Here is a 21,317-nt window from a genome sequence, read left to right on the forward strand (position 1 = left end):
TCAAGGCTGGTCAACGTTACGTCGCCCGCGCTCATGGGTCAAACCGCGAGGCCCGGGCCGCGGGGCGGATCGCCCCGGCCCCCTCCCGCGTGGTCCCGGCGACGATTAGCATCGTCCACCGACGCGTCCCGCAGCAACCCGGTCCCCACCCCGTGGACAGAGCCGGCCAAGCCTGTGGACGACGCCGCACCGGACGACCGGACACGCCACGGCGAGCCCGAGATCCTGCGCGATCCACCGTCGCGCACAGGTGTGGACAAGTCTGTGGACACGTCACCGCGGCGTGCGACACTCGACCACGCGACTCACGACGGCAGCGAGGTACAGGTGTCAGGACAGGACGATCAGCTCACGCAGGTCTGGTCGGCCGCGATGGCGCAGCTCGAGGTGAGCCCCGACATCACGCCCCGCCAGCTCGCCTTCGTGCGGCTGGCCAAGCCGCTCGGCCTGCTCGACGGCACGATGCTCCTCGCGGTCGGCAACGACCTCACCAAGGACTACCTGGAGACCCGGGTCCGCCAGGAGGTGTCCGACGCCCTGGCCGCCGCGCTCGGCCGGGAGGCACGGTTCGCCATCACGGTGGACCCCTCGATCGACACCGACGCCCCCGGTCTCGCGACCGCACCGCCCGCGCGCGGCCCGGAGTCCGGCCCGACGCCGGTCGTCGCGCACGCCGCCACCGGGCACCCCAGCACCGGCGAGGCCGCGCAGGTCGAGCCGGCCCGCGCCGAGCCGTTCCGCCGCGAGCCCGCCGGGCCCACCCCGAGCGCCGAGCCGGCGCGGCTGAACCCGAAGTACCTGTTCGAGACGTTCGTCATCGGCTCGTCCAACCGGTTCGCGCACGCCGCGGCGGTCGCCGTGGCCGAGGCGCCGGCGAAGGCCTACAACCCGCTGTTCATCTACGGCGACTCCGGGCTGGGCAAGACCCACCTGCTGCACGCGATCGGGCACTACGCCCGGAACCTGTACCCCTCGGTGCGCGTGCGCTACGTGAACTCCGAGGAGTTCACCAACGACTTCATCAACTCCATCTCGGAGGGCAAGGCTGGCGCCTTCCAGCGCCGCTACCGCGAGGTGGACGTGCTCCTCATCGACGACATCCAGTTCCTGCAGGGCAAGGAGCAGACGATGGAGGAGTTCTTCCACACGTTCAACACCCTGCACAACGCGAACAAGCAGATCGTCCTGACGTCCGACCTGCCGCCCAAGCAGCTCAACGGGTTCGAGGACCGGATGCGCTCCCGGTTCGAGTGGGGCCTGATCACCGACGTGCAGCCGCCGGACCTCGAGACCCGCATCGCGATCCTGCGGAAGAAGTCGGCCAACGACAAGCTCCAGGCGCCGGACGACGTGCACGAGTACATCGCGTCGAAGATCTCGACGAACATCCGCGAGCTCGAGGGCGCGCTGATCCGGGTCACCGCGTTCGCCAACCTCAACCGGCAGCAGGTCGACCTGTCGCTCGCCGAGATCGTCCTCAAGGACCTGATCACCGACGAGGACCAGGCGGACATCACCGCGACCGCCGTCATCGGGCAGACCGCCGCCTACTTCGGCCTCACCATCGAGGACCTGTGCGGCTCGTCGCGGTCCCGCGTGCTGGTCACGGCGCGGCAGATCGCCATGTACCTGTGCCGCGAGCTCACCGATCTGTCGCTGCCGAAGATCGGCCAGGCGTTCGGCGGGCGGGACCACACCACCGTCATGCACGCGAACCGCAAGATCCGCGAGCTGATGGCCGAGCGGCGGTCGATCTTCAACCAGGTCACCGAGCTCACGAACCGCATCAAGCAGGAGAGCCGCGGCTGACCGGCCGCGGCGCCCTCAGCGCCCGAGCAGCACCCCGACGACCCGCCCCGGCACCCGCCGGCGGCGGGTCGTCGCGTTCTCGTGCCCGCAGGGCGCAGGATTCAGGCCTGGGACGAATGTGCACACCTGTGGACACGCCTGTGGAAACCGGTGGATGACCCCCTGCATTCGTGTGGACGGATCCTGCGGTCACGGTGGACGGAGAAGGACGCCTGGAGCACTGTCCACGTCCGACCGCGTCGTCCCCAACCGGTCCACAGGCACCGTGCACACGCCCCTCACGACCCTGACCAGCGCGAACACCAGCAATCCCCAGAGTGCACAGAAGCGACGATGACGACGACTGATCCCTAGGAAGAAGATCCACAGCCCGTCAATGCTCTGCCGGGCCGACCGGCGACCGACCGGCAGCGCTCCCGGCATGTCGGGAGACGAGCGCCAGGACGGACCGACCTGTGCACGAGTCGTGAGGTCCCGAAACGTTCGCCCAGCGCCCTCGTACGGGCGCCGGGCGCTGCCGCCGCACCGACCGGCGCCGCCGGGCCCGCTTCTGGTGCCGTCCTGACGCACGTTCCGAGCCCTCCACCGGTGTCCACAGGCCACCCCGGGTTCGGTACCGCACCCCTGGTCACTCGCGTAGTGTTCGGGGCGACCCCTGCCCTCCACCGGCCGGGGTCGTTCAGCACCGCGCACGGGATCCCCGCGATCCCCCAGACCGAGAGGGTGGGGCATGAAGTTCCGCGTCGAACGTGACGTCCTCGCAGAAGCCGTCACGTGGATCGCTCGCAGCCTGCCCACCCGTCCGCCGGTCCCGGTGCTGGCCGGTGTCCGCATCGAGGCCGAGGCCGACGGCACGCTCCGCCTGGCCTCCTTCGACTACGAGGTGTCGGCGCGCTCCGAGATCCCCGCGGACGTGAGCGAGCCCGGCACGGTCCTGGTGTCCGGCCGGCTGCTCGCGGAGATCTCCCGCGCCCTGCCGAACAAGCCGGTCGACGTGCAGCTCGACGGCACCAAGGTCTCCGTCACCTGCGGCGCGAGCCGGTTCACCCTGCTCACCATGCCGGTCGAGGACTACCCCCAGCTGCCCGCGATGCCGGCGCTGACCGGCACGGTCGACGGCGACGAGCTCACCCGCGCGGTCGCCCAGGTCACCGTCGCCGCGAGCCGCGACGACACCCTCCCCCTGCTCACCGGCGTCCGGGTCGAGATCGAGGGCGAGAAGGTCACGCTCCTCGCCACCGACCGCTACCGGCTGGCGCTGCGCGAGCTCACCTGGCACCCGGCCGACCCGGGCGTCTCCGAGGTCGCGCTGGTGCGCGCCCGCACCCTGTCCGACGCCGCGAAGTCGCTCGGCGCCTCCGGCTCGGTCAACGTCGGCCTCGCCGCGGGCCAGGGCGTCGACCTGATCGGTTTCGAGGCCGGCGGCCGGCACACCACGTCGCTGCTGGTCGACGGCGACTACCCGGCCGTGCGCCGGCTGTTCCCCGACGAGTCGCCGATCCACGCCGTGGTGAACACCCAGCTCCTGGCGGACGCCGCCAAGCGCGTCGCGCTCGTCGCCGAGCGGAACACCCCGATCCGGCTGACCTTCACCGACGGCCAGGTCGTCCTCGACGCGGGCCAGGGCGACGACGCGCAGGCGTCCGAGGCGCTGGAGGCCACGCTCGTCGGCGAGGACATCGCCGTGGCGTTCAACCCGCAGTTCCTGCTCGACGGCCTGGGCGCCCTGACCACGTCGTTCGTGCGGCTGTCGTTCACGCACCCGAACAAGCCGGTCGAGTTCACCGGCCAGGAGTCGCTCGAGGGCGAGGACCTCAAGGAGTACCGCTACCTGCTGGTCCCCATCCGCTTCGCGTCCTGAGCACGGGCGCACCGGCCCGGAGCCGGTGCGCCACCGGGTGTGACCTGCGAGACGAGCCCACCGGTCGTCAGCACCCACGTCGCCGCAGGAGAATGGCGGGCGACAAGGACGCCGCGGGACGCGAAGCCGTCCCGGCGGCGGTCGGGCGAGGAGAGGTGGAGCGATGCGGATCGGCCTGGTGGGTCTGGGCAGGATGGGCGCGAACATGCGCGACCGGATGCGGAACGCGGGGATCGAGGTCACCGGCTACGACCGGAACCCGGACGTCTCCGACGTCGCGTCGCTGGCCGAGCTCGTCGAGGCGCTGCCCGCCGGTGAGCGCGTCGTGTGGGTCATGGTGCCGGCCGGCGCCGTCACCCACTCCGTGATCGAGGAGCTGGGCGGCCTGCTGTCCGAGGGCGACCTGGTCATCGACGGCGGCAACTCGTACTTCGGGGACGACAAGGGCCACGCCGAGCAGCTCGGCGCCAAGGGCGTCCACTTCGTCGACGTCGGCGTCTCGGGCGGCGTGTGGGGCCTGGCGAACGGCTACGGCCTGATGGTCGGCGGCGACGCCGCGCAGGTCGAGCGCGTCATGCCCGTCTTCGACGCGCTGCGCCCCGAGGGCCCGCGCGAGGAGGGCTTCGTGCACGCCGGCGCCGTCGGCGCGGGCCACTACGCGAAGATGGTGCACAACGGCATCGAGTACGGCCTGATGCAGGCGTACGCCGAGGGCTACGAGCTGCTGGCCGCCAAGGACATCGTCACCGACGTCGCCGGGACCATGAAGGCCTGGCAGCGCGGCACCGTCGTCCGCTCCTGGCTGCTCGAGCTCCTGGTCAAGGCGCTCGAGGAGGACCAGCAGTTCGAGGCGATCGACGACTGGGTCGCGGACTCGGGCGAGGGCCGGTGGACCGTGGACGAGGCGATCGAGGCCGCGGTGCCGCTGCCCGTCATCACGGCCGCGCTGTTCGCCCGGTTCCAGTCCCGCCAGGAGCAGTCCCCCGCCATGAAGGCGGTCGCGGCGCTGCGCCAGCAGTTCGGCGGGCACGCGGTGAAGGCCGCGGGCGCCCCCATCTCCGGCGACGCCCCGTCGGGCGTGCGCTCGGAGGGCTGACGCCCCGCCGATGTACGTCTCGCACCTGTCCCTGACGGACTTCCGGTCGTACCACCAGGTCGACCTCACCTTCGAGCCGGGCATCAGCGCGCTCGTCGGGCCGAACGGGCAGGGCAAGACCAACCTCGTCGAGGCGATCGGCTACGTCTCGACGTTCAGCAGCCACCGCGTGCCGACCGACGCCCCGCTCGTGCGAGCCGGGGCGTCGGCGGCCGTGGTGCGCTCGCGCATCGTGCGCGCGCAGGACGACGGCTCGGAGCGCGCGCTCGTCATCGAGGCGCAGCTCGGCTCCGGCCGGTCGAACCGCGTGAAGCTCAACGGCGCCCCGTCCCGGGCCCGCGACGTCGTCGGCGCCCTGCGCTCGGTGCTGTTCGCCCCCGAGGACCTGGCGCTCGTCAAGGGCGACCCGGACGGCCGCCGGCGGTTCGTCGACGAGCTCGCGGTACAGGTGACGCCGCGGCTCGCGGGGGTGTTCTCCGAGTACGACCGCGTCGTCAAGCAGCGCACCGCCCTGCTCAAGTCCGCCGCGGGGTTCCGCGGGTCGCGGTCGAACCTGGACCTGAGCACGCTCGACGTGTGGGACGCCAAGCTCGCCGAGCTCGGCGCCCACGTCATCGTCGCCCGGCAGGCCGTCGTCGCGGCGCTCGACCCGTACGTCGGCGACGCCTACGAGCGGGTCAGCGACGGCCAGGGCGCGGCGCGGATCGGCTACCGGTCCTCGCTCGCCGCGGCGCTCGCCGGCGCGGACGCCGAGCGCGACACGCTGCCCCCCGTCGCGGGGCCGGCCCAGCCCGGCGCCGACTCCGCCACCCCCGCCAGGGCTGTCGAGGCCCAGATGCTCGAGGCGCTGGCCCGGGTGCGGCCCAAGGAGCTCGAGCGCGGGGTCTGCCTGGTCGGGCCGCACCGCGACGACCTGGTGCTGACCCTCGGCGAGCTGCCGGCGAAGGGCTACGCGAGCCACGGGGAGTCCTGGTCCGTCGCGCTCGCGCTGCGGCTCGCGTCCTACGAGCTGCTCACCCACGGCCCGCAGTCCGGCACCACCGAGGACGCGGCGCAGCTCTGGGTCGCCGACTCCGGGCCCGACGGCGAGCCGGTGCTCATGCTCGACGACGTGTTCGCCGAGCTCGACGCGAGGCGCCGCGAGCGGCTGGCCGAGATGGTGGCCGGGGCCCGGCAGGTGTTCGTCACGGCGGCGGTCCCGGGCGACGTGCCCGGGCGGCTGGCCGGGTCGCGCTACGACGTGCTGGCGTCGGAGGTCGCCCGTGTCGCCTGACGACGCGCCGACCACGCGCGAGGACGGCGACGCCGACGCCACCGCGCTCGACCCCGCGGTCCCCGTCTGCGAGCAGCTGGAGATCACCCCGCCCGCGCAGATGGCCCGGCTCTCCCTGGCCCGGTTCCGCTCCGTCGCCCGGTCGAAGGGCTACCGGCCCGGTCAGGCGCCGCGCGGCCGGTCGCCGCTGTCCCCCGCCGAGCGCGGCGGCCCGGGCGTGCACCCCCGCGACCCGCTCACCGTGTCCGCGACGATGGCGTCGCTGTTCCGGGACCGCGGCTGGGCGCAGGAGGTGTCGGTCGGCGGCGTCGTCGGCCGGTGGCGCGAGGTCGTCGGCGACCAGATCGCCGACCACTGCACGCCGGAGACGTTCGCCGAGGGGGTGCTGGTGGTGCGGACCGACTCCTCCGCGTGGGCGCAGCAGCTCAAGATGCTCGCCCCGCAGCTGGTCCGGCGGATGGCCGAGGACGTCGGCGAGGGCGTCGTGAAGGACGTGCGCGTCCTCGGCCCGCAGGGTCCCGGCTTCGGCAAGGGCAAGCGGTCCGTCCGGGGTCGCGGACCCCGGGACACCTGGGGCTGAGCGCGCGTCCACAGGCAGGGCGGTTCGCAGGGGTTTCCGGCGCGGGGCCGGGTACACTGGGAATCGACATCTCTGGCGCGTCTGCGCCGGTCCAGGACGCACGATCTCCGTCGTCGTGGAGTGATCCGCCCTCCCGCCCGGGGGACGGGCGCCTCCGCCGCGTGTGAGAACTGAGGAGCACCACCGCCCGTGGCTGACCAGAGTCCCTCCACCGGACCTTCCTCCGCCGCACCCGGGGGGACGGTGAACGGGACTCCCGCCTACGACGCGTCCGCGATCACCGTGCTCGAGGGCCTCGAGGCCGTCCGCAAGCGTCCCGGCATGTACATCGGCTCGACCGGCGAGCGCGGCCTGCACCACCTCGTCTACGAGGTCGTCGACAACTCCGTCGACGAGGCCCTCGCCGGCTACTGCGACCACATCGAGGTGACGCTGCTGGCCGACGGCGGCGTGCGCGTCGTCGACAACGGCCGCGGCATCCCCGTCGCGATCCACCCGACCGAGGGCAGGCCGACGGTCGAGGTCGTCATGACGATCCTGCACGCCGGCGGCAAGTTCGGCGGCGGCGGCTACGCGGTGTCCGGCGGCCTGCACGGCGTCGGCATCTCCGTGGTCAACGCGCTGTCGACCAAGGTGCAGACCGTCGTCAAGCGCGACGGGTACACCTGGGAGCAGGACTTCGCCGACGGCGGCAAGCCGAACGGCGAGCTCCGCCGGGGCGAGGCCACCGAGGAGACCGGCACCTCGCAGACCTTCTGGGCGGACCCCAGCATCTTCGAGACCGTCGAGTTCGACTTCGAGACGCTGCGCTCCCGGTTCCAGCAGATGGCGTTCCTCAACAAGGGCCTGCAGATCTCGCTGACCGACGAGCGCCCGCAGCACGGCGACACCGAGGACGAGGTGGCCGGCGACGACACCCCGGCCGCGGACGTGCCCGCCGCCCGCACCGTCACCTACCGGTACGACGGCGGCCTCGTCGACTACGTGAAGCACCTCAACTCGGCGAAGAAGGTCGACCTGGTGCACCCCGAGGTCATCGACTTCGAGGCGGAGGACGTCGAGCGCAAGATCTCGGTCGAGGTCGCGATGCAGTGGACCAGCGCCTACTCCGAGTCGGTGCACACCTACGCGAACACGATCTCCACCACCGAGGGCGGCACGCACGAGGAGGGCTTCCGCGCGGCGATGACCTCGCTGGTCAACCGCTACGCGCGCGACAAGGGCATCCTCAAGGAGAAGGACGACAACCTCACCGGCGACGACATCCGCGAGGGCCTGACCGCCGTCGTGTCGATCAAGCTCGGCGAGCCGCAGTTCGAGGGCCAGACCAAGACCAAGCTCGGCAACACGGAGGCCAAGACCTTCGTGCAGCGCGTGGTCAACGAGCAGTTCGGCGACTGGCTCGACTCGCACCCGAACGAGGCCAGGGACGTCATCCGCAAGGCCATCCAGGCGTCCCAGGCGCGGCTCGCGGCCCGCAAGGCGCGCGAGGCCACCCGCCGCAAGGGCCTCCTCGAGTCCAACTCGATGCCCGGCAAGCTCAAGGACTGCCAGTCCAACAACCCCGCCGAGTGCGAGATCTTCATCGTCGAGGGCGACTCCGCCGGCGGCTCCGCCGTCCGCGGGCGCAACCCGCAGACGCAGGCGATCCTCCCGCTGCGCGGCAAGATCCTCAACGTCGAGCGGGCGCGCCTCGACCGCGCCCTCGGCAACGCCGAGGTCCAGGCGCTGATCACGGCGTTCGGCACCGGCATCGGCGAGGACTTCGACCTCTCCAAGCTGCGGTACCACAAGATCGTGCTCATGGCCGACGCCGACGTCGACGGCCAGCACATCCGGACGCTGCTGCTGACCCTGCTCTACCGCTACATGCCGGAGCTCATCCTCAAGGGCCACGTCTACATGGCGCAGCCGCCGCTGTTCCGCATCAAGTGGTCGAACGCGCCGCACGACTACGTGTACTCGGACCGCGAGCGGGACGCCGTGCTGGTCGACGGCCAGGCCAACGGCAAGCGGATCCCGAAGGAGAACGGGATCCAGCGGTACAAGGGCCTCGGCGAGATGGACTACTCGGAGCTGTGGGAGACCACCATGGCCCCCGAGCACCGGACGCTGCTGCAGGTCACCCTGGACGAGGCAGCCGCGGCGGACGAGATCTTCTCGGTGCTCATGGGCGAGGACGTCGAGTCCCGGCGCTCGTTCATCCAGCGCAACGCGCGCGACGTGCGGTTCCTGGACATCTGACCCCGCTCTCCCGACGTCTCGTCGCGCCACCACCCGAAGGACACTGACCTGTGACAGAGCTGACCGGCGACAACATCGAGCACGGCCGCATCGACCAGGTGGACCTGCAGCTCGAGATGCAGCGGTCCTACCTGGACTACGCGATGGCCGTCATCGTGGGCCGCGCGCTCCCGGACGTCCGCGACGGCCTCAAGCCGGTGCACCGCCGCGTCCTGTACGCCATGTACGACGGCGGCTACCGGCCCGACCGGCAGTTCTCCAAGTGCAGCCGCGTCGTCGGCGACGTCATGGGCAAGTACCACCCGCACGGTGACACCGCGATCTACGACGCGCTGGTCCGCCTGGTGCAGGACTGGTCGCTGCGGTACCCGCTCGTCGCCGGCCAGGGGAACTTCGGCTCCCCCGGTGACGACCCGGCCGCCGCCCCGCGGTACACCGAGTGCAAGATGGCGCCGCTGGCCATGGAGATGGTCCGGGACATCGACGAGGACACCGTCGACTTCCAGGACAACTACGACGGCCGCACCCAGGAGCCGTCGATCCTGCCGTCGCGGTTCCCGAACCTGCTGGTCAACGGCTCGGCCGGCATCGCGGTCGGCATGGCGACCAACATCCCGCCGCACAACCTGCGCGAGGTCGCCGAGGGCGTCCGCTGGCACCTGGACAACCCGGAGGCCTCCAAGGAGGAGCTGCTCGCCGCCCTCCTGACGCGCATCAAGGGCCCGGACTTCCCCACCGGCGCCACGATCCTCGGCCACCGGGGCATCGAGGAGGCGTACCGCACCGGCCGCGGCTCGATCACGATGCGCGCCGTCGTCGAGGTCGAGGAGATCCAGGGCCGGATCTGCCTCGTCGTCACCGAGCTGCCGTACCAGGTCAACCCGGACACCCTGGCGAAGAAGATCGCGGACCTGGTCCGGGAGAACCGCGTCCAGGGCATCGCGGACATCCGCGACGAGACCTCCGGCCGCACCGGCCAGCGCCTGGTCGTCGTGCTCAAGCGCGACGCCGTCGCCAAGGTCGTGCTGAACAACCTGTACAAGCACACCCAGCTGCAGGACACCTTCGGCGCGAACATGCTCGCGCTGGTCGACGGCGTGCCCCGCACGCTCAGCCTCGACGCGTTCATCCGGCACTGGACGACCCACCAGCTCGACGTCATCGTGCGTCGGACGAGCTTCCGGCTGCGCAAGGCCGAGGAGCAGATCCACATCTACCGCGGCTACCTCAAGGCGCTGGACGCGCTGGACGAGGTCATCGCGCTCATCCGCCGCTCCCCCGACGCCGACGAGGCGCGCTCCGGCCTCATGGCCCTCCTGGACATCGACGAGATCCAGGCGAACGCGATCCTCACCCTGCAGCTGCGCCGCCTGGCCGCCCTCGAGCGCCAGCGCATCCTCGACGAGTACGCCAAGCTCGAGCAGGAGATCCTCGGCTACCGGGCGATCCTGGAGTCCCCCGAGCGGCAGCGCACGATCGTCCGCGAGGAGCTGGACGAGATCGTCGACAAGTACGGCGACGAGCGACGCACCACGATCCTGCCGTTCGACGGCGAGGTGTCCGTCGAGGACCTCATCGCCGAGGAGGAGATGGTCGTCACCATCACCCGCGGCGGCTACGCCAAGCGCACCCGGTCGGACAACTACCGGGCCCAGCGCCGCGGCGGCAAGGGCGTGCGTGGCGCGCAGCTGCGCGAGGACGACATCGTCGACCACTTCTTCGTGACGACGACGCACCACTGGCTGCTGTTCTTCACCAACCTCGGCCGCGTCTACCGCGCCAAGGCCTACGAGCTGCCCGAGGGCGGCCGCGACGCCAAGGGCCAGCACGTCGCGAACCTGCTGGCGTTCCAGCCGGGCGAGAAGATCGCCCAGGTCCTGGACCTGCGCGACTACGACCAGGCCGAGTTCCTGGTGCTCGCCACCAAGCGCGGGCTGGTCAAGAAGACCCGCCTGTCGGAGTACGACTCCAACCGTTCAGGCGGCGTCATCGCGATCAACCTGCGCGAGGACGAGGACGGCCAGCCGGACGAGCTGGTGTCGGCCCGCATCGTCGACTCGGTCAACGACCTGATCCTGGTGTCCCGCAAGGGCCAGTCGCTGCGGTTCACGGCCACCGACGAGGCGCTGCGCCCCATGGGCCGCGCGACCTCCGGCGTCACCGGCATGAAGTTCCGCGCCGACGACGAGCTGCTCGCGATGGACGTCGTCCGCGAGGAGGCGTTCCTGTTCACCGTGACCCAGGGCGGCATCGCGAAGCGCACCGCGCTCACCGTGGAGAACTACCGCGTCCAGGGGCGCGGCGGGCTCGGCATCAAGGTCGCCAACCTGCCCGAGGCGAACGGTGACCTGGTCGGCGCGCTGGTCACGGACGCGGACGACGAGGTGCTGGTCATCATGGAGCGCGGCAAGATCGTGCGCTCCGCCACGTCCGAGGTGAACGCCACGGGCCGCACGACCCAGGGTGTGATCTTCGCCAAGCCCGACAACGGCGACCGGATCATCGCGGTCGCGCGCAACATCGAGCGTCACCTCGGTGAGGAGGCGGGTACCGTGGGTGAGACGGGCGAGCCGGACGTGACCACGTCCGCGGCCCTCGAGGACACCAGCGCCACCACAGCTCCGGACGCCCCGGTGGCTGACGAGACCTCCGAGGAGGACGCGTGAGCGACACGCCTCCGTCGATCCCGCCCCGCAAGGGCGACGCCGGCGACAAGCCCACGGGCCGCACCGCCACCGAGCAGGCCGAGCGCGCGTCCGCGCCCGCCGCCAAGGCGCCCGCCGCCAAGGCACCGGCCGCGAAGGGCCCGGCGACCAAGGCCACCCCCGCCTCCTCGGGCGGGTCCGGGCGCACATCCGCCTCCGCGGCCCCGACGACCACCCAGGAGCCGGTCCGGCCGGCCACGGGCGGGTCGGCCAAGCCGGCCGCGGCGGGTGCCGCTGCGGCGGGCGCTGCCGCGTCGGGCACCTCGGGCGCGAGCACGGGGACGTCGACCGCCACCGCCGCGCGGCCCTCCGGGACGTCCGCGCTCACCGGTTCCGGCCCGCGCCGGGTGCGGCTCGCGATCTCGCGCGTCGACCCGTGGTCGGTCATGAAGCTGTCGTTCCTGATGTCGGTCGCGATCGGCATCATGATCGTCGTCGCGACGGCCGTCGTGTGGATCACGCTCGACTCGCTGCACGTGTTCGCCACGATCAACGACCTGGTGACCGAGATCCTCGCGGACTCGACCATCGACCTCATGCAGTACGTCGAGTTCGACCGGGTGCTGTCGATCGCCACGCTGGTCGCGGTCGTGGACATCTTCCTCATCACGGCGCTCGCGACGATCGGGGCGTTCCTGTACAACATCACGGCCGCTCTGGTCGGCGGCGTGCACGTGACGATGACGGACGAGTGACCCCTGGTTTGGGCGGGACGCCCCGGCTGGGGTAGTCTCGACCGGCACGCCAGCGCGCCTGGTGTGCGGAGGGCCTATAGCTCAGACGGTTAGAGCGCTTCCCTGATAAGGAAGAGGTCAGAGGTTCAAGTCCTCTTAGGCCCACTCCCGAAGACCCGCTGGAGGACTCCGTGAAGAAGCTGCTGCTCCTCGTGGCGGTCGCCGCCGCGGGTTACGTCCTCTGGACGCGGTACGCCGCCGAGCGCGACGACCGCGACCTGTGGGCCGAGGTCACCGACTCCGTCGAGTAGGACCCGCCCGCACCTCCGCCGCCGGCAGCGCGACGGAACCTGGTCGCCGCCCCCGGGGCGGACGGCCGCGCGGGGCCATGGCGCAATTGGTAGCGCACCTGCTTTGCAAGCAGGGGGTTAGGGGTTCGAGTCCCCTTGGCTCCACCACACGGCCGCTGAGCGCGGCCTGATCTCGCCGAGATCGGCGGTCCCGCCCGAGATCGGCACTCACAGCCGCCGATCTCGGCGCGAAGCACCGATCTCGGGCTCGTAGGCGTCCAGCACCGACGTGGACGCCCCCGCGGCCCGGTACCGCCCCGGCGTCATGCCGACGAGCGGGGTGAACTGCTCGATGAACTGGCTCGTCGTCGCCCAGCCGCAGGCGGCCGCGGTGTCGGTGACGCGCGCACCGCCGGCGAGCAGCACGAGCGCCCGATGCACGCGGAGCTGCAGGCGCCACTGCCGGTACCCCATCCCGGTCTCCGCGCGGAACAGCCGGCTGAGGGTCCGTGCACCGACCCCGACGGCCGCGGCGGCGTCCTCGAGGGACATGGGCGCGGAGAGGTCGGCGTCGACGAGCCGGGCGACGGCCCGCAGGCGCCGGTCACGGGGCTCCGGCAGGTGGAGGGGCTGCTCCGGGACGGCCGTCGCCTCGTCGACCACCACGCGCAGGAGGTGCGCTCGCGCGGCGGCCGACCGCGGGCGCCCGGCGGTGGCGGCGAGGACCGCCTCCCGGGCGAGCGGCGAGGCGACGAGGACCGCCGGCCGTTCGGGCAGCTCCGCCGCGAGGGCGTCCGCCAGGTACACGATGCGCATGTCGGTGCGCCCGTGCGCGCGGTGCCGGTGGACGAAGCCCGCGGGGACCCACGTGAGCCGGTTCGCCGGCGCGATCCACGTCCCGTGCTCCGTGATCAGGGAGAGCACCCCGGAGGCGGCGTGGACGAGGTGCCCCTGGCGGTGCGCGTGGTCCGGCGTGACCGCCGCGTGCTCGACGAGGAACGCCCCCGCCGTCGCGCTCCCGGCGTGGCCGCCGTCCTGCCCCCGCGCCTCGGACTCCAGGAGGGCCGTCCAGCCGGGCGCATGGCGAGAAACAGACATCACCGGGCACTCTACGTGTTCCGCGCCGCGCAGCGGGCGCTGTCTACTCGGGGCATGACCACGACCTGCACCCCCACCTCGGCCGCCCAGCTGCTCCGGGACGAGGTGGCGGCATGAGCCTGCGGAGCATCGTCGTCGGCGTCGACGGGGGCGAGAAGTCGTCCCGCGCGCTGGCCTTCAGCCTGGGCCTCGCCGGACGGGAGGCCGCCACGCTCAGCGTCTGCTACGTCCGTCCACCGGTGCCCTGGACGTCGTTCGCGCTGACGTCGATGTCGATGTTCTGCTGGGACGTCGGCGCGCTGGTGCACGCCTCGCACGACCACGTGGCGGCGGAGGTCGCCGCGGAGGCGTCCGACGCCTTCGCCCGCACCGGCGTCCGCGGCCAGCTCGTCCTGCGGAGCGGGGACGTGGTGGGGGAGCTCGCCGAGCTCGCCCGGGTCCGGGAGGCCGACCTGGTCGTGGTGGGTCGGTCCCGGCGCCTCGGGGGAGGCCGGTTCTCCGCCGCCCGCCGCCTCACGGACGGGTACCGGCGAGCGCTGCTCATCGCCTCGTAGCGGGTCCGCGCCCGCGCGCGGTCCTCCCGCGGCGGACCGGGACCGAGGACCCCCGGCGACGGCACGGCACAGGCCCCGCGACGGACGACGGCCCGGCCCCCTCTCGGGGAGCCGGGCCGTCGTCGTCGAGCGGGGGTCAGACGGTCGGGGTGCCGCCCTCGGTGCCCTCGGTCGCGCCGCCCTCGGCCGGCGTGTCCGGCTTCTTGGGGGCCGCGCGGCGCGGGGTCGCCTTCTTGGCGGCCTCGGTGACCTTCTCGGTCGCCTCGGCGACGCGCTCCTCGGCGGCCTCGCGGACCTCCGCGACGCGCTCCGCGGCCTTGTGGGTGGCCTCGCGGCCCCGGGCCACGGCCTCGCCGGCGGCCTGGCCGACCGCGTCCGCGGCGTCGCCCGCGCGGGAGCGGAGCTGGTCGCCGGCGGGCGCCTCGGGCTCCCACGGCTCGGCCCACGGGTCCGTGGTGGTCCGGGAGCGGGTCCAGGCGAACACCGCGGCGCCCGCGCCGAGGAGCGTCGCGACCAGGAAGAAGCGCTTGGCGCCCTTGTGCTGCTTCTTGTCCGCCTTCTTGGCGGCGGCAGCGGCGGCGGCCGCAGCGGCGGCGGCGCGCGCCTTCTTCTTGCCCGCCTCCTTGTCCGCGACGTGCTCGACGGCCGAGCCGGCACGCTCGGCGGCCTCGTTGACCGCCTGCACGAGCTTGGGCAGCAGGTCGTCGACGAGCTTGTCGTGCGCGGTGTCGATCACCGGGCTGGCCTTCTCGGCCGCCTTCTCGACCCGCGGCGCCGCCGCCTTGACGCTCTCCTTGTACAGGTGGTCGATGCGCGGGATGAGCCACTCGACCGCCGCCTCGACGCGCGGCTGGGTCCACTCGACCGCCTGCTCGGCGGCGCCCTTGGCCAGGACGGCCGCCTCGCCGGCCTGCACCTTCGCGGTCGCGGCGAGCTTGCCGGCGCCGTCGGCGGCCTTGCTGCCCGCCTCCGCGAGGGCCGCGGCTGCCTGGCCCTTGAGGCGCTCGGACGTCAGGTGGTCGGTGACGGCTTCGATCTTGCTCCGTCGGGTCAGGAACGCCATGTCCACACTCTCCTGCTCGGGCTGGTCAGGTGACCTCCCACTCTGCCACCGTCCGGCCTTCCGCGCAGGTGGCAGACGTGTGTTCGTCCCGCGTGAACACGCCATCCTCACCGGGTCACCGCCTCGTGGACCGTGACAGGATGACGGGCATGCGAGCGACCCTGCACACCAACCGTGGCGACATCCGCCTGGAGCTGTTCGAGAACCACGCCCCGAAGACCGTGGAGAACTTCCGCGGCCTCGCGACGGGTGAGAAGGAGTGGACCGACCCGGCGACGGGCGAGACCCGCACCGGCGCCCCGCTCTACGACGGCGTCATCTTCCACCGCGTCATCGACGGCTTCATGATCCAGGGCGGCGACCCGCTCGGTCGTGGCACCGGCGGCCCCGGCTACACCTTCGACGACGAGATCCACCCCGAGCTGCGCTTCTCCGAGCCGTACCTGCTCGCGATGGCGAACGCCGGCCTGCGCCGCGACCCCATCACCGGCCAGGTGGGCGGCACGAACGGCTCGCAGTTCTTCATCACCGTGACCGAGACGCCGCACCTCAACGGCAAGCACACGATCTTCGGCAAGGTCCTGGACGACGAGAGCCGCGCGGTCGTGGACGCGATCGCCACCACGCGCACCCGCCCGGGCGACCGCCCGGTCGAGGACGTGGTGATCGAGTCGGTCTCGTTCGAGTCCTGACGCCTCGATGACCCAACCGCAGCCGGGCCCCGCGCCCACCCCGCCCCCCGTCTGCCCGCGGCACCCCGACCGCATCGCGTACGTGCGGTGCCAGCGGTGCGGCCGGCCGGCGTGCCCGGAGTGCCAGCGCCCGGCTGCGGTGGGCATCCAGTGCGTCGACTGCGTGCGCGAGGGGCAGCGCGCGCAGCGCCCCGCCCGCACCGCGTTCGGCGGCCGCGTCGCCGGCGGCCGTCCCGTCGTCACGCTCACCCTGATCGGGCTGTGCGTGGCGAGCTACGTGCTCCAGCAGGTCAGCGACCGCTGGACGATCGACCTCGCGTTCGTGCCGTTCCTCGGCGAGACGGAGCCGTGGCGGTTCCTCACCTCGGCGTTCCTGCACTCGCCCAGCAGCCTGTTCCACATCCTGTTCAACATGGTGGCGCTCTGGTCGGTCGGGCCGTTCCTCGAGGCCTCGTTCGGGCGCTGGCGGTTCCTGGCGCTGTACCTGCTCAGCGCCATCGGCGGGTCCGTGATGTTCCTGCTGCTGGCGACCCCGTACTCGGCGTCCTGGTTCACCGTGCTGGTGGGCGCCTCCGGCGCGGTGTTCGGCCTGTTCGGGGCCGTGCTGGTCGTGCTGCGCCGGGTCGGCCGGTCCGCCGGCGGCATCGTCGGCGTGCTCCTGATCAACGCGGTGCTGGGCTTCGTGCTCCCCGGCGTCGCCTGGCAGGCGCACCTGGGCGGCCTGGTGGTGGGCGCCGCGCTCGGCGCGGCCTTCGCCTACGCCCCGCGGGAGCGGCGCACGGTGGTCGCCGTCGGGTCGTGCGTGGCGGTCGCCGTGCTGCTCGTGGGGGCCGCCCTGGTGACCTACGCGGGGGTCTGAGGTCGATCCCCAGCGTTGCTCACAGGTGTGGAATTACACCCGTGTAGTTATCCACAGGGTTGTGCACCGCTGGGGACACGGGGCCCGATCGCCCCGATCTTCCGCGAGAACATCGGGGGACGCACTGGGGACAACCCCGCCCGGCCTGGGGACGACGGGGGTGCGCCGCCGCGGCGGGGGACCGGCACGGCCCGCACGCCGGGCGGCGCGGACGCGGGACCGGACGACGGCGGCGTCGACCGGGTCCCGGCGCCCGGTCACTTCCAGCGCGTGGCCATCCCGAGCCCGACCAGCGCGAACGCGAAGCCGATGGCGAGGTTCCACGAGCCGATGCCCGGGATCGGGTAGCCGAAGTTCGTCAGGTAGGTCACGACGATCCACAGCAGGCCCGCGACGAGCAGGCCGCCCAGCACGGGGACGAACCACGGCGGGTTCACCGTGGGGCCGGAGGGGCGCTCGGTGGGCGCGGTGTAGTGCGACTTCTGCCGCGTCCTGGACTTGGGCACGGGATGCTCCTGACGTCGACCGTCTGGCTCGGCGGATCTCGCCCGCGCCGCGCAGCGGACGCGCGCACGGACCCGCGTGGACGTGGCCTAGCGTAGTGGGGAAGACCGAGGGGGATGAGCGTGCCCGAGCAGCACCCTGAGCGGCGGGCCCACGGGGTCCACGCGGCGCCGGACGCGGCAGACGCGCCGGCCGTCCCGGGCGTGCCCGCGGCGGCCCCGGAGCCGTCCGGGCCAGCCGAGCCGTCGGCGCGCCTGCGGGCCGCGCGGGAGCACGCGCAGCACCGCATCCAGCGGCACCGCCGGGGCCGCGCCCTGCGGGGGACGCTCTCGATCGGCCTGGTCATGGCGCTGGCCGGTGCCCTGTTCACGGCGAACGCCCGGCTCGCCAGCGGGACCGACACCCGGCAGCCCCAGGACCTCGCCGGGCTCCAGTCGAACGAGGACACCCGCCGGGAGCGCCTGGCCGACCAGGTCGCGGCGCTGCGGTCCGAGGTCGACGCCCTCACCCAGCAGCAGACCGACTCGGTGGGGCTCGAGTGGCAGTCCGCGGGCGAGGCGTTCGACATCGCCTCGGGCAAGGTCGCCGTGACCGGCACCGGCATCACGGTCAGCCTGGACGACGCGCCGGCCGACGGACCCCGCCCCGCCGGCACCGGGCCGGACGACCTGGTCGTCCACCAGCAGGACCTGCAGGCGGTCATCAACGCGCTGTGGGCCGGGGGAGCGGAGGCGATGGCCCTCATGGACCAGCGCGTCATCTCGACCAGCGCCTTCCAGTGCATCGGCAACGTGCTGTCGCTGCAGGGCCGCCGGTACTCGCCGCCCTACGTCGTCACCGCCGTCGGCGACCCGGAGGACCTGCTGGACGCGCTCGCGACCGACCCCGCCGTGCGCGCCTACCGGTCGTGGGTCGACGCCGTGGGGCTCGGGTACGAGGTCACCCGCCCGGACCAGGGCGTCCGGGTGCCCGCCTACGATGGCGCCGTCGACATGCGGTACGCCAGCGTCCCCCCCGGCACGGAGGTCCTCCCGGGGCTCGTCGCCGAGGACGGCACGGCGACCAGCACCGGCGCGCGACGGGAGGGCACCGAGGGATGAGCGGGACGGAGATCGCCCCGCCCGGGCTGGGCGGGCGCGGCGACGAGCCCGGGGCGTCCGGCGGGTCCGGCGGCGGACGGCGCGCCGCGCGGCGCGGCGACCGCTCGCGCGACCGCGAGCCCGCGCGCGGCGGCGTCGTCCTGGGCGCGGTGGGCGTGCTCGGCGAGCTGCTCATCACGGCGGGCGTCCTGCTGCTGGCGTTCCTGGCGTGGCAGCTCTGGTGGACCGACGTCGAGTCGAACCGCGAGCAGGCCCAGATCGTCCAGGAGCAGGGCTGGGACGAGCCGCTCGCCCCCCTGGACGCCCCCGACGGCCCCGCGATCGTCACCCCGCGCTACGACGAGCCGCCCGTGCCCGACGAGCCCGGGTACCTCACCACCTTCGCGTCCATGCGGGTGCCGCGCTGGGACAGCGAGCCGACCCGGACCATCACCCAGGGGACCGACCGTCCGAACGTGCTCAACCCGCTCGGCGTCGGGCACTACGAGGGCACCGCGATGCCCGGCGGCGTCGGGAACTTCGCGCTCGCCGCGCACCGCACCACGTACGGCAAGCCGTTCAACCGGATCGCGGAGCTCCAGGAGGGCGACCCGATCGTCGTCTGGACCGAGGACACCTGGTACGTCTACCGCGTCACGTCCTCGCAGATCGTCATGCCGGACGACGTGCAGGTCATCGCCCCGGTGCCCGACCAGCCGGGCGCCGAGCCGACCGAGCGGTACATCACGCTGACCACCTGCCACCCGATGTTCTCCGCGCGCGAGCGGTACATCGTGCACGGCGTCCTGGACTACTGGGCCCCCGTCTCCGAGGGCGTGCCCGCCGAGCTCGCGGAGGTCTCCTGATGTACGGGTGGCTGTGGCGGCACCTGCCCGGGCCGGCCCTGGTGCGCGTCCTGATCCTGCTGGTCCTCGCGGTGGCCGTCCTGGCCGCCTGCTTCGTGTGGGTGTTCCCCTGGCTCGCCCCGTACATGCCGTTCAACGACACCACCGTGGGGGAGGGCTGACGATGAGCCGCATCCTGGTCGTCGACAACTACGACTCGTTCGTCTACACGATCGTCGGGTACCTGGACCAGCTGGGCGCCGAGACCGTCGTCGTGCGCAACGACGCCGTGCCGCCGGTCTCCGAGCGGGCGGACTTCGACGGGGTGCTGATCTCGCCCGGTCCGGGGACGCCGTCCGAGGCGGGGTCGTCGATGCAGGTCATCCGCGACTGCGCCGAGGCGGGCACGCCCATGCTGGGCGTGTGCCTCGGGCACCAGGCGCTCGGCGAGGTGTTCGGCGGCACCGTCACGCACGCCCCCGAGCTCATGCACGGCAAGACGAGCCTGGTGTCGCACGACGGCACGGGCGTCTTCGAGGGGCTGCCGACGCCGTTCACCGCGACCCGCTACCACTCGCTGGCCGTCGTCGAGGGCACCGTCCCGGACGAGCTCGAGGTCACCGCCCGGGCGAACGGGATCATCATGGGCCTGCAGCACCGGACGCTGCCGCTGCACGGCGTGCAGTTCCACCCGGAGAGCGTCCTCACGGAGGGCGGCCACCGCCTGCTGGCGAACTGGCTGACCCTCACGGGAGAGCCGGACGCGGTCGCCCGCTCCGCGGACCTCCACCCCCTCGTCCGCCCGTAGCCCCGGGCGCCCGGCCGGCGCGGCACGTCCGCGCGCCCTCGCCCGCCGCGCCCGTTTCGGCGAGATCGGCGTTCCCGCTCGAGATCGGCGCCTCTGCGGACCGATCTCGGCGCAGGACACCGATCTCGGCGCCGCGCTGCGGCCGGGCTCCGAGTCCTCCACAGGGGGCGATCGCGCACGGGAGCGGGTCGGGCTGGGGACGAGCGCCGGTCCACCCGGCGGTCGGCCGCGACCGTCGAGGCATGCGCTCCCCTCGGACCCCTGCTCTCGCTCCCGCCTCCGCCCTCACCCCTGCCTCCGCACTCGCTCCCACCGACGACCGATCCCCCCGCCGCGCGCTCGCACCCGTCGTCCGGCCCGTCGTCCCGCGGGTGCTGCTCGCTCGCGACATCCCGCCCGACGACCTCCGTGCGCGGGTGCGGGACGGCAGCCTCGTGCGGGTCCTCCGCGGGGCCTACGCCGAGCCGGCGACCGAGACGGAGCCCTGGTCGGCCGCGCTGCACCTGCTCCTGTGTCGTGCCGTCGCGGTCCACGCCGCGCGACCGGGTGTGCACTGGTTCAGCCACCGCACCGCGGCGGCGCTGTGGGGCTGCGCGCTCGACCTCGTGCCGACGGCGGTCGACGTCACCGCCCCGGTGGCACGCCGGTCGACCCGCGACCGTCGGCGGACGGGCGTCGTCGAGCACTGGACGGCGGATGCCCGCCGCGCCGCCCAGGTGACCGACGTGCTCGCCCTGCCCGTGACGTCGCTGGCGCGGACGCTCGTCGACTGCGCGTCGACGCTCCCCGGGCCCAGCGGTCTCGTGGTCGTCGACTCCGGGCTGCGTGCCGGCGCCGACCCCGACGAGCTGCGCCGGGTCCTGGCGGGCTCGACCGGGCAGCGCGGGATCCGGCGCGCGCGGACCGTGGTCGAGCGGGGAGACGATCGGGCGGAGTCGGCGGGGGAGTCGCTCGTCAGGTGGCACCTGCTGGCGCAGGGTGTGCCCGGCCCCGAACCGCAGGTCGCGGTCGAGACCCGCCTGGGCCGGCGCTGGGTGGACCTCGGCTGGCGGGAGGAACGGCTGGCCGTGGAGTTCGACGGCCGGACCAAGTACGGCGGCGAGGGGCGCGCGGCCGCCGCCGCGGTGTTCGCGGAGAAGCGCCGGCAGGACGCTCTGGAGGAGGCCGGCTGGCGCGTGCTCCGCGTCACCTGGGCGGACCTGCGCGACCCGCCGTCTCTGGCGTCCCGCGTCCGTGGGGCGTTGCGCGCGGTGGGGCGTGGTCCGGCGAGATCGGTGGTCTGA

At 73.1% G+C, this 21,317-nt stretch carries 20 protein-coding genes and 2 tRNA genes; 19 read left to right on the forward strand and 3 right to left on the reverse strand.

What is annotated here, in order from left to right:
- Positions 1-372: 372 nt before the first annotated feature.
- The 11 genes from dnaA (at position 373) to FA014_RS00110 (ending at position 12,700) form a co-directional block, all read left to right on the forward strand.
- Positions 373-1,809, forward strand: coding sequence for a chromosomal replication initiator protein DnaA (dnaA, locus tag FA014_RS00065; RefSeq protein ID WP_230322755.1), 1,437 nt, complete (start codon positions 373-375; stop codon positions 1,807-1,809).
- A 730-nt stretch (positions 1,810-2,539) separates the two neighbouring features.
- Positions 2,540-3,670, forward strand: a complete 1,131-nt coding sequence (gene dnaN, locus FA014_RS00070) for a DNA polymerase III subunit beta (protein ID WP_154727677.1) — start codon at positions 2,540-2,542, stop codon at positions 3,668-3,670.
- Positions 3,671-3,833: 163 nt separating this feature from the next.
- The gene (gene gnd / locus FA014_RS00075; protein ID WP_154727678.1) at positions 3,834-4,766 is read left to right on the forward strand and encodes a phosphogluconate dehydrogenase (NAD(+)-dependent, decarboxylating); all 933 of its coding nucleotides are present in this window, start codon (positions 3,834-3,836) and stop codon (positions 4,764-4,766) included.
- A 10-nt stretch (positions 4,767-4,776) separates the two neighbouring features.
- Positions 4,777-6,039: a DNA replication/repair protein RecF gene (recF, locus tag FA014_RS00080; RefSeq protein ID WP_154727679.1), complete on the forward strand. Its 1,263-nt coding sequence runs from the start codon at positions 4,777-4,779 to the stop codon at positions 6,037-6,039.
- A complete protein-coding gene (locus FA014_RS00085) occupies positions 6,029-6,619 on the forward strand; it encodes a DUF721 domain-containing protein (protein WP_154727680.1) in 591 nt (196 codons plus the stop codon). The genes recF and FA014_RS00085 overlap by 11 nt, the downstream gene beginning before the upstream one ends.
- Before the next feature lie 243 nt (positions 6,620-6,862).
- A complete protein-coding gene (gyrB, locus tag FA014_RS00090) occupies positions 6,863-8,863 on the forward strand; it encodes a DNA topoisomerase (ATP-hydrolyzing) subunit B (RefSeq protein WP_230322751.1) in 2,001 nt (666 codons plus the stop codon).
- Between the two features lie 50 nt (positions 8,864-8,913).
- On the forward strand, positions 8,914-11,529 hold the full coding sequence (gene gyrA, locus FA014_RS00095) for a DNA gyrase subunit A (RefSeq protein ID WP_154727682.1): 2,616 nt from the start codon (positions 8,914-8,916) through the stop codon (positions 11,527-11,529).
- Positions 11,526-12,263 (forward strand): DUF3566 domain-containing protein, encoded by a 738-nt coding sequence (locus FA014_RS00100; protein WP_230322752.1) that lies wholly within the window; start codon positions 11,526-11,528, stop codon positions 12,261-12,263. Before gyrA ends, FA014_RS00100 begins: the two co-directional genes overlap by 4 nt.
- A 70-nt stretch (positions 12,264-12,333) precedes the next feature.
- A tRNA-Ile gene (locus FA014_RS00105) sits at positions 12,334-12,407 on the forward strand.
- 26 nt (positions 12,408-12,433) lie between these two features.
- Positions 12,434-12,553 carry a DLW-39 family protein gene (locus FA014_RS20510; protein WP_218707942.1) on the forward strand — a complete coding sequence of 40 codons (120 nt, stop codon included), beginning with the start codon at positions 12,434-12,436 and terminating at the stop codon, positions 12,551-12,553.
- A gap of 71 nt (positions 12,554-12,624) precedes the next feature.
- Positions 12,625-12,700 (forward strand) — tRNA-Ala (locus FA014_RS00110).
- A 60-nt stretch (positions 12,701-12,760) separates the two neighbouring features.
- On the opposite strand, the gene FA014_RS00115 is transcribed toward FA014_RS00110, so the two are convergent.
- Positions 12,761-13,630 (reverse strand): AraC family transcriptional regulator, encoded by an 870-nt coding sequence (locus FA014_RS00115; protein WP_154727683.1) that lies wholly within the window; start codon positions 13,628-13,630, stop codon positions 12,761-12,763.
- A 113-nt stretch (positions 13,631-13,743) separates the two neighbouring features.
- On the opposite strand from FA014_RS00115, the gene FA014_RS00120 reads away from it, so the two are divergent.
- On the forward strand, positions 13,744-14,184 hold the full coding sequence (locus FA014_RS00120) for a universal stress protein (protein WP_154727684.1): 441 nt from the start codon (positions 13,744-13,746) through the stop codon (positions 14,182-14,184).
- A 136-nt stretch (positions 14,185-14,320) separates the two neighbouring features.
- Here FA014_RS00120 and FA014_RS00125 read toward each other — a convergent pair whose 3' ends face one another.
- Positions 14,321-15,247: a hypothetical protein gene (locus FA014_RS00125; RefSeq protein WP_154727685.1), complete on the reverse strand. Its 927-nt coding sequence runs from the start codon at positions 15,245-15,247 to the stop codon at positions 14,321-14,323.
- Between the two features lie 149 nt (positions 15,248-15,396).
- Here FA014_RS00125 and FA014_RS00130 point away from each other — a divergent pair, with 149 nt between their 5' ends.
- Positions 15,397-15,939: a peptidylprolyl isomerase gene (locus FA014_RS00130; RefSeq protein ID WP_154727686.1), complete on the forward strand. Its 543-nt coding sequence runs from the start codon at positions 15,397-15,399 to the stop codon at positions 15,937-15,939.
- 139 nt (positions 15,940-16,078) lie between these two features.
- The gene (locus FA014_RS00135) at positions 16,079-16,798 is read left to right on the forward strand and encodes a rhomboid family intramembrane serine protease (protein WP_328288155.1); all 720 of its coding nucleotides are present in this window, start codon (positions 16,079-16,081) and stop codon (positions 16,796-16,798) included.
- 257 nt (positions 16,799-17,055) lie between these two features.
- Here the strand turns inward: FA014_RS00135 and FA014_RS00140 are convergent, their stop codons facing one another.
- Positions 17,056-17,304, reverse strand: coding sequence for a cell division protein CrgA (locus tag FA014_RS00140; RefSeq protein ID WP_154727688.1), 249 nt, complete (start codon positions 17,302-17,304; stop codon positions 17,056-17,058).
- Positions 17,305-17,424: 120 nt separating this feature from the next.
- Between FA014_RS00140 and FA014_RS00145 the strand changes: the two genes are divergently transcribed.
- The 5 genes from FA014_RS00145 (at position 17,425) to FA014_RS00160 (ending at position 21,317) form a co-directional block, all read left to right on the forward strand.
- Positions 17,425-18,402 carry a DUF881 domain-containing protein gene (locus FA014_RS00145; RefSeq protein WP_230322753.1) on the forward strand — a complete coding sequence of 326 codons (978 nt, stop codon included), beginning with the start codon at positions 17,425-17,427 and terminating at the stop codon, positions 18,400-18,402.
- Positions 18,399-19,247 carry a class E sortase gene (locus FA014_RS00150; protein WP_154727689.1) on the forward strand — a complete coding sequence of 283 codons (849 nt, stop codon included), beginning with the start codon at positions 18,399-18,401 and terminating at the stop codon, positions 19,245-19,247. Before FA014_RS00145 ends, FA014_RS00150 begins: the two co-directional genes overlap by 4 nt.
- Complete coding sequence (locus FA014_RS19775) at positions 19,247-19,408, forward strand: hypothetical protein (RefSeq protein WP_166938077.1); 162 nt, start codon at positions 19,247-19,249, stop codon at positions 19,406-19,408. Before FA014_RS00150 ends, FA014_RS19775 begins: the two co-directional genes overlap by 1 nt.
- A gap of 2 nt (positions 19,409-19,410) precedes the next feature.
- Positions 19,411-20,034 (forward strand): aminodeoxychorismate/anthranilate synthase component II, encoded by a 624-nt coding sequence (locus FA014_RS00155; RefSeq protein WP_154727690.1) that lies wholly within the window; start codon positions 19,411-19,413, stop codon positions 20,032-20,034.
- Between the two features lie 371 nt (positions 20,035-20,405).
- Positions 20,406-21,317 carry a hypothetical protein gene (locus tag FA014_RS00160; RefSeq protein ID WP_154727691.1) on the forward strand — a complete coding sequence of 304 codons (912 nt, stop codon included), beginning with the start codon at positions 20,406-20,408 and terminating at the stop codon, positions 21,315-21,317.

Origin of the sequence: Cellulomonas hominis (assembly GCF_005239125.1) — a bacterium.
Lineage (GTDB): Bacteria > Actinomycetota > Actinomycetes > Actinomycetales > Cellulomonadaceae > Cellulomonas > Cellulomonas hominis_A.

Coding starts and splice junctions, on each gene's coding strand:
- dnaN (WP_154727677.1), top strand. CDS start 2,540: ATGAAGTTCCGCGTCGAACGTGACGTCCTCGCAGAAGCCGTCACGTGG.
- FA014_RS00150 (WP_154727689.1), top strand. CDS start 18,399: ATGAGCGGGACGGAGATCGCCCCGCCCGGGCTGGGCGGGCGCGGCGAC.
- FA014_RS00120 (WP_154727684.1), top strand. CDS start 13,744: ATGAGCCTGCGGAGCATCGTCGTCGGCGTCGACGGGGGCGAGAAGTCG.
- FA014_RS00115 (WP_154727683.1), bottom strand. CDS start 13,630: ATGTCTGTTTCTCGCCATGCGCCCGGCTGGACGGCCCTCCTGGAGTCC.
- FA014_RS00155 (WP_154727690.1), top strand. CDS start 19,411: ATGAGCCGCATCCTGGTCGTCGACAACTACGACTCGTTCGTCTACACG.
- gnd (WP_154727678.1), top strand. CDS start 3,834: ATGCGGATCGGCCTGGTGGGTCTGGGCAGGATGGGCGCGAACATGCGC.
- FA014_RS19775 (WP_166938077.1), top strand. CDS start 19,247: ATGTACGGGTGGCTGTGGCGGCACCTGCCCGGGCCGGCCCTGGTGCGC.
- dnaA (WP_230322755.1), top strand. CDS start 373: ATGGCGCAGCTCGAGGTGAGCCCCGACATCACGCCCCGCCAGCTCGCC.
- FA014_RS00130 (WP_154727686.1), top strand. CDS start 15,397: ATGCGAGCGACCCTGCACACCAACCGTGGCGACATCCGCCTGGAGCTG.
- FA014_RS00125 (WP_154727685.1), bottom strand. CDS start 15,247: ATGGCGTTCCTGACCCGACGGAGCAAGATCGAAGCCGTCACCGACCAC.
- recF (WP_154727679.1), top strand. CDS start 4,777: ATGTACGTCTCGCACCTGTCCCTGACGGACTTCCGGTCGTACCACCAG.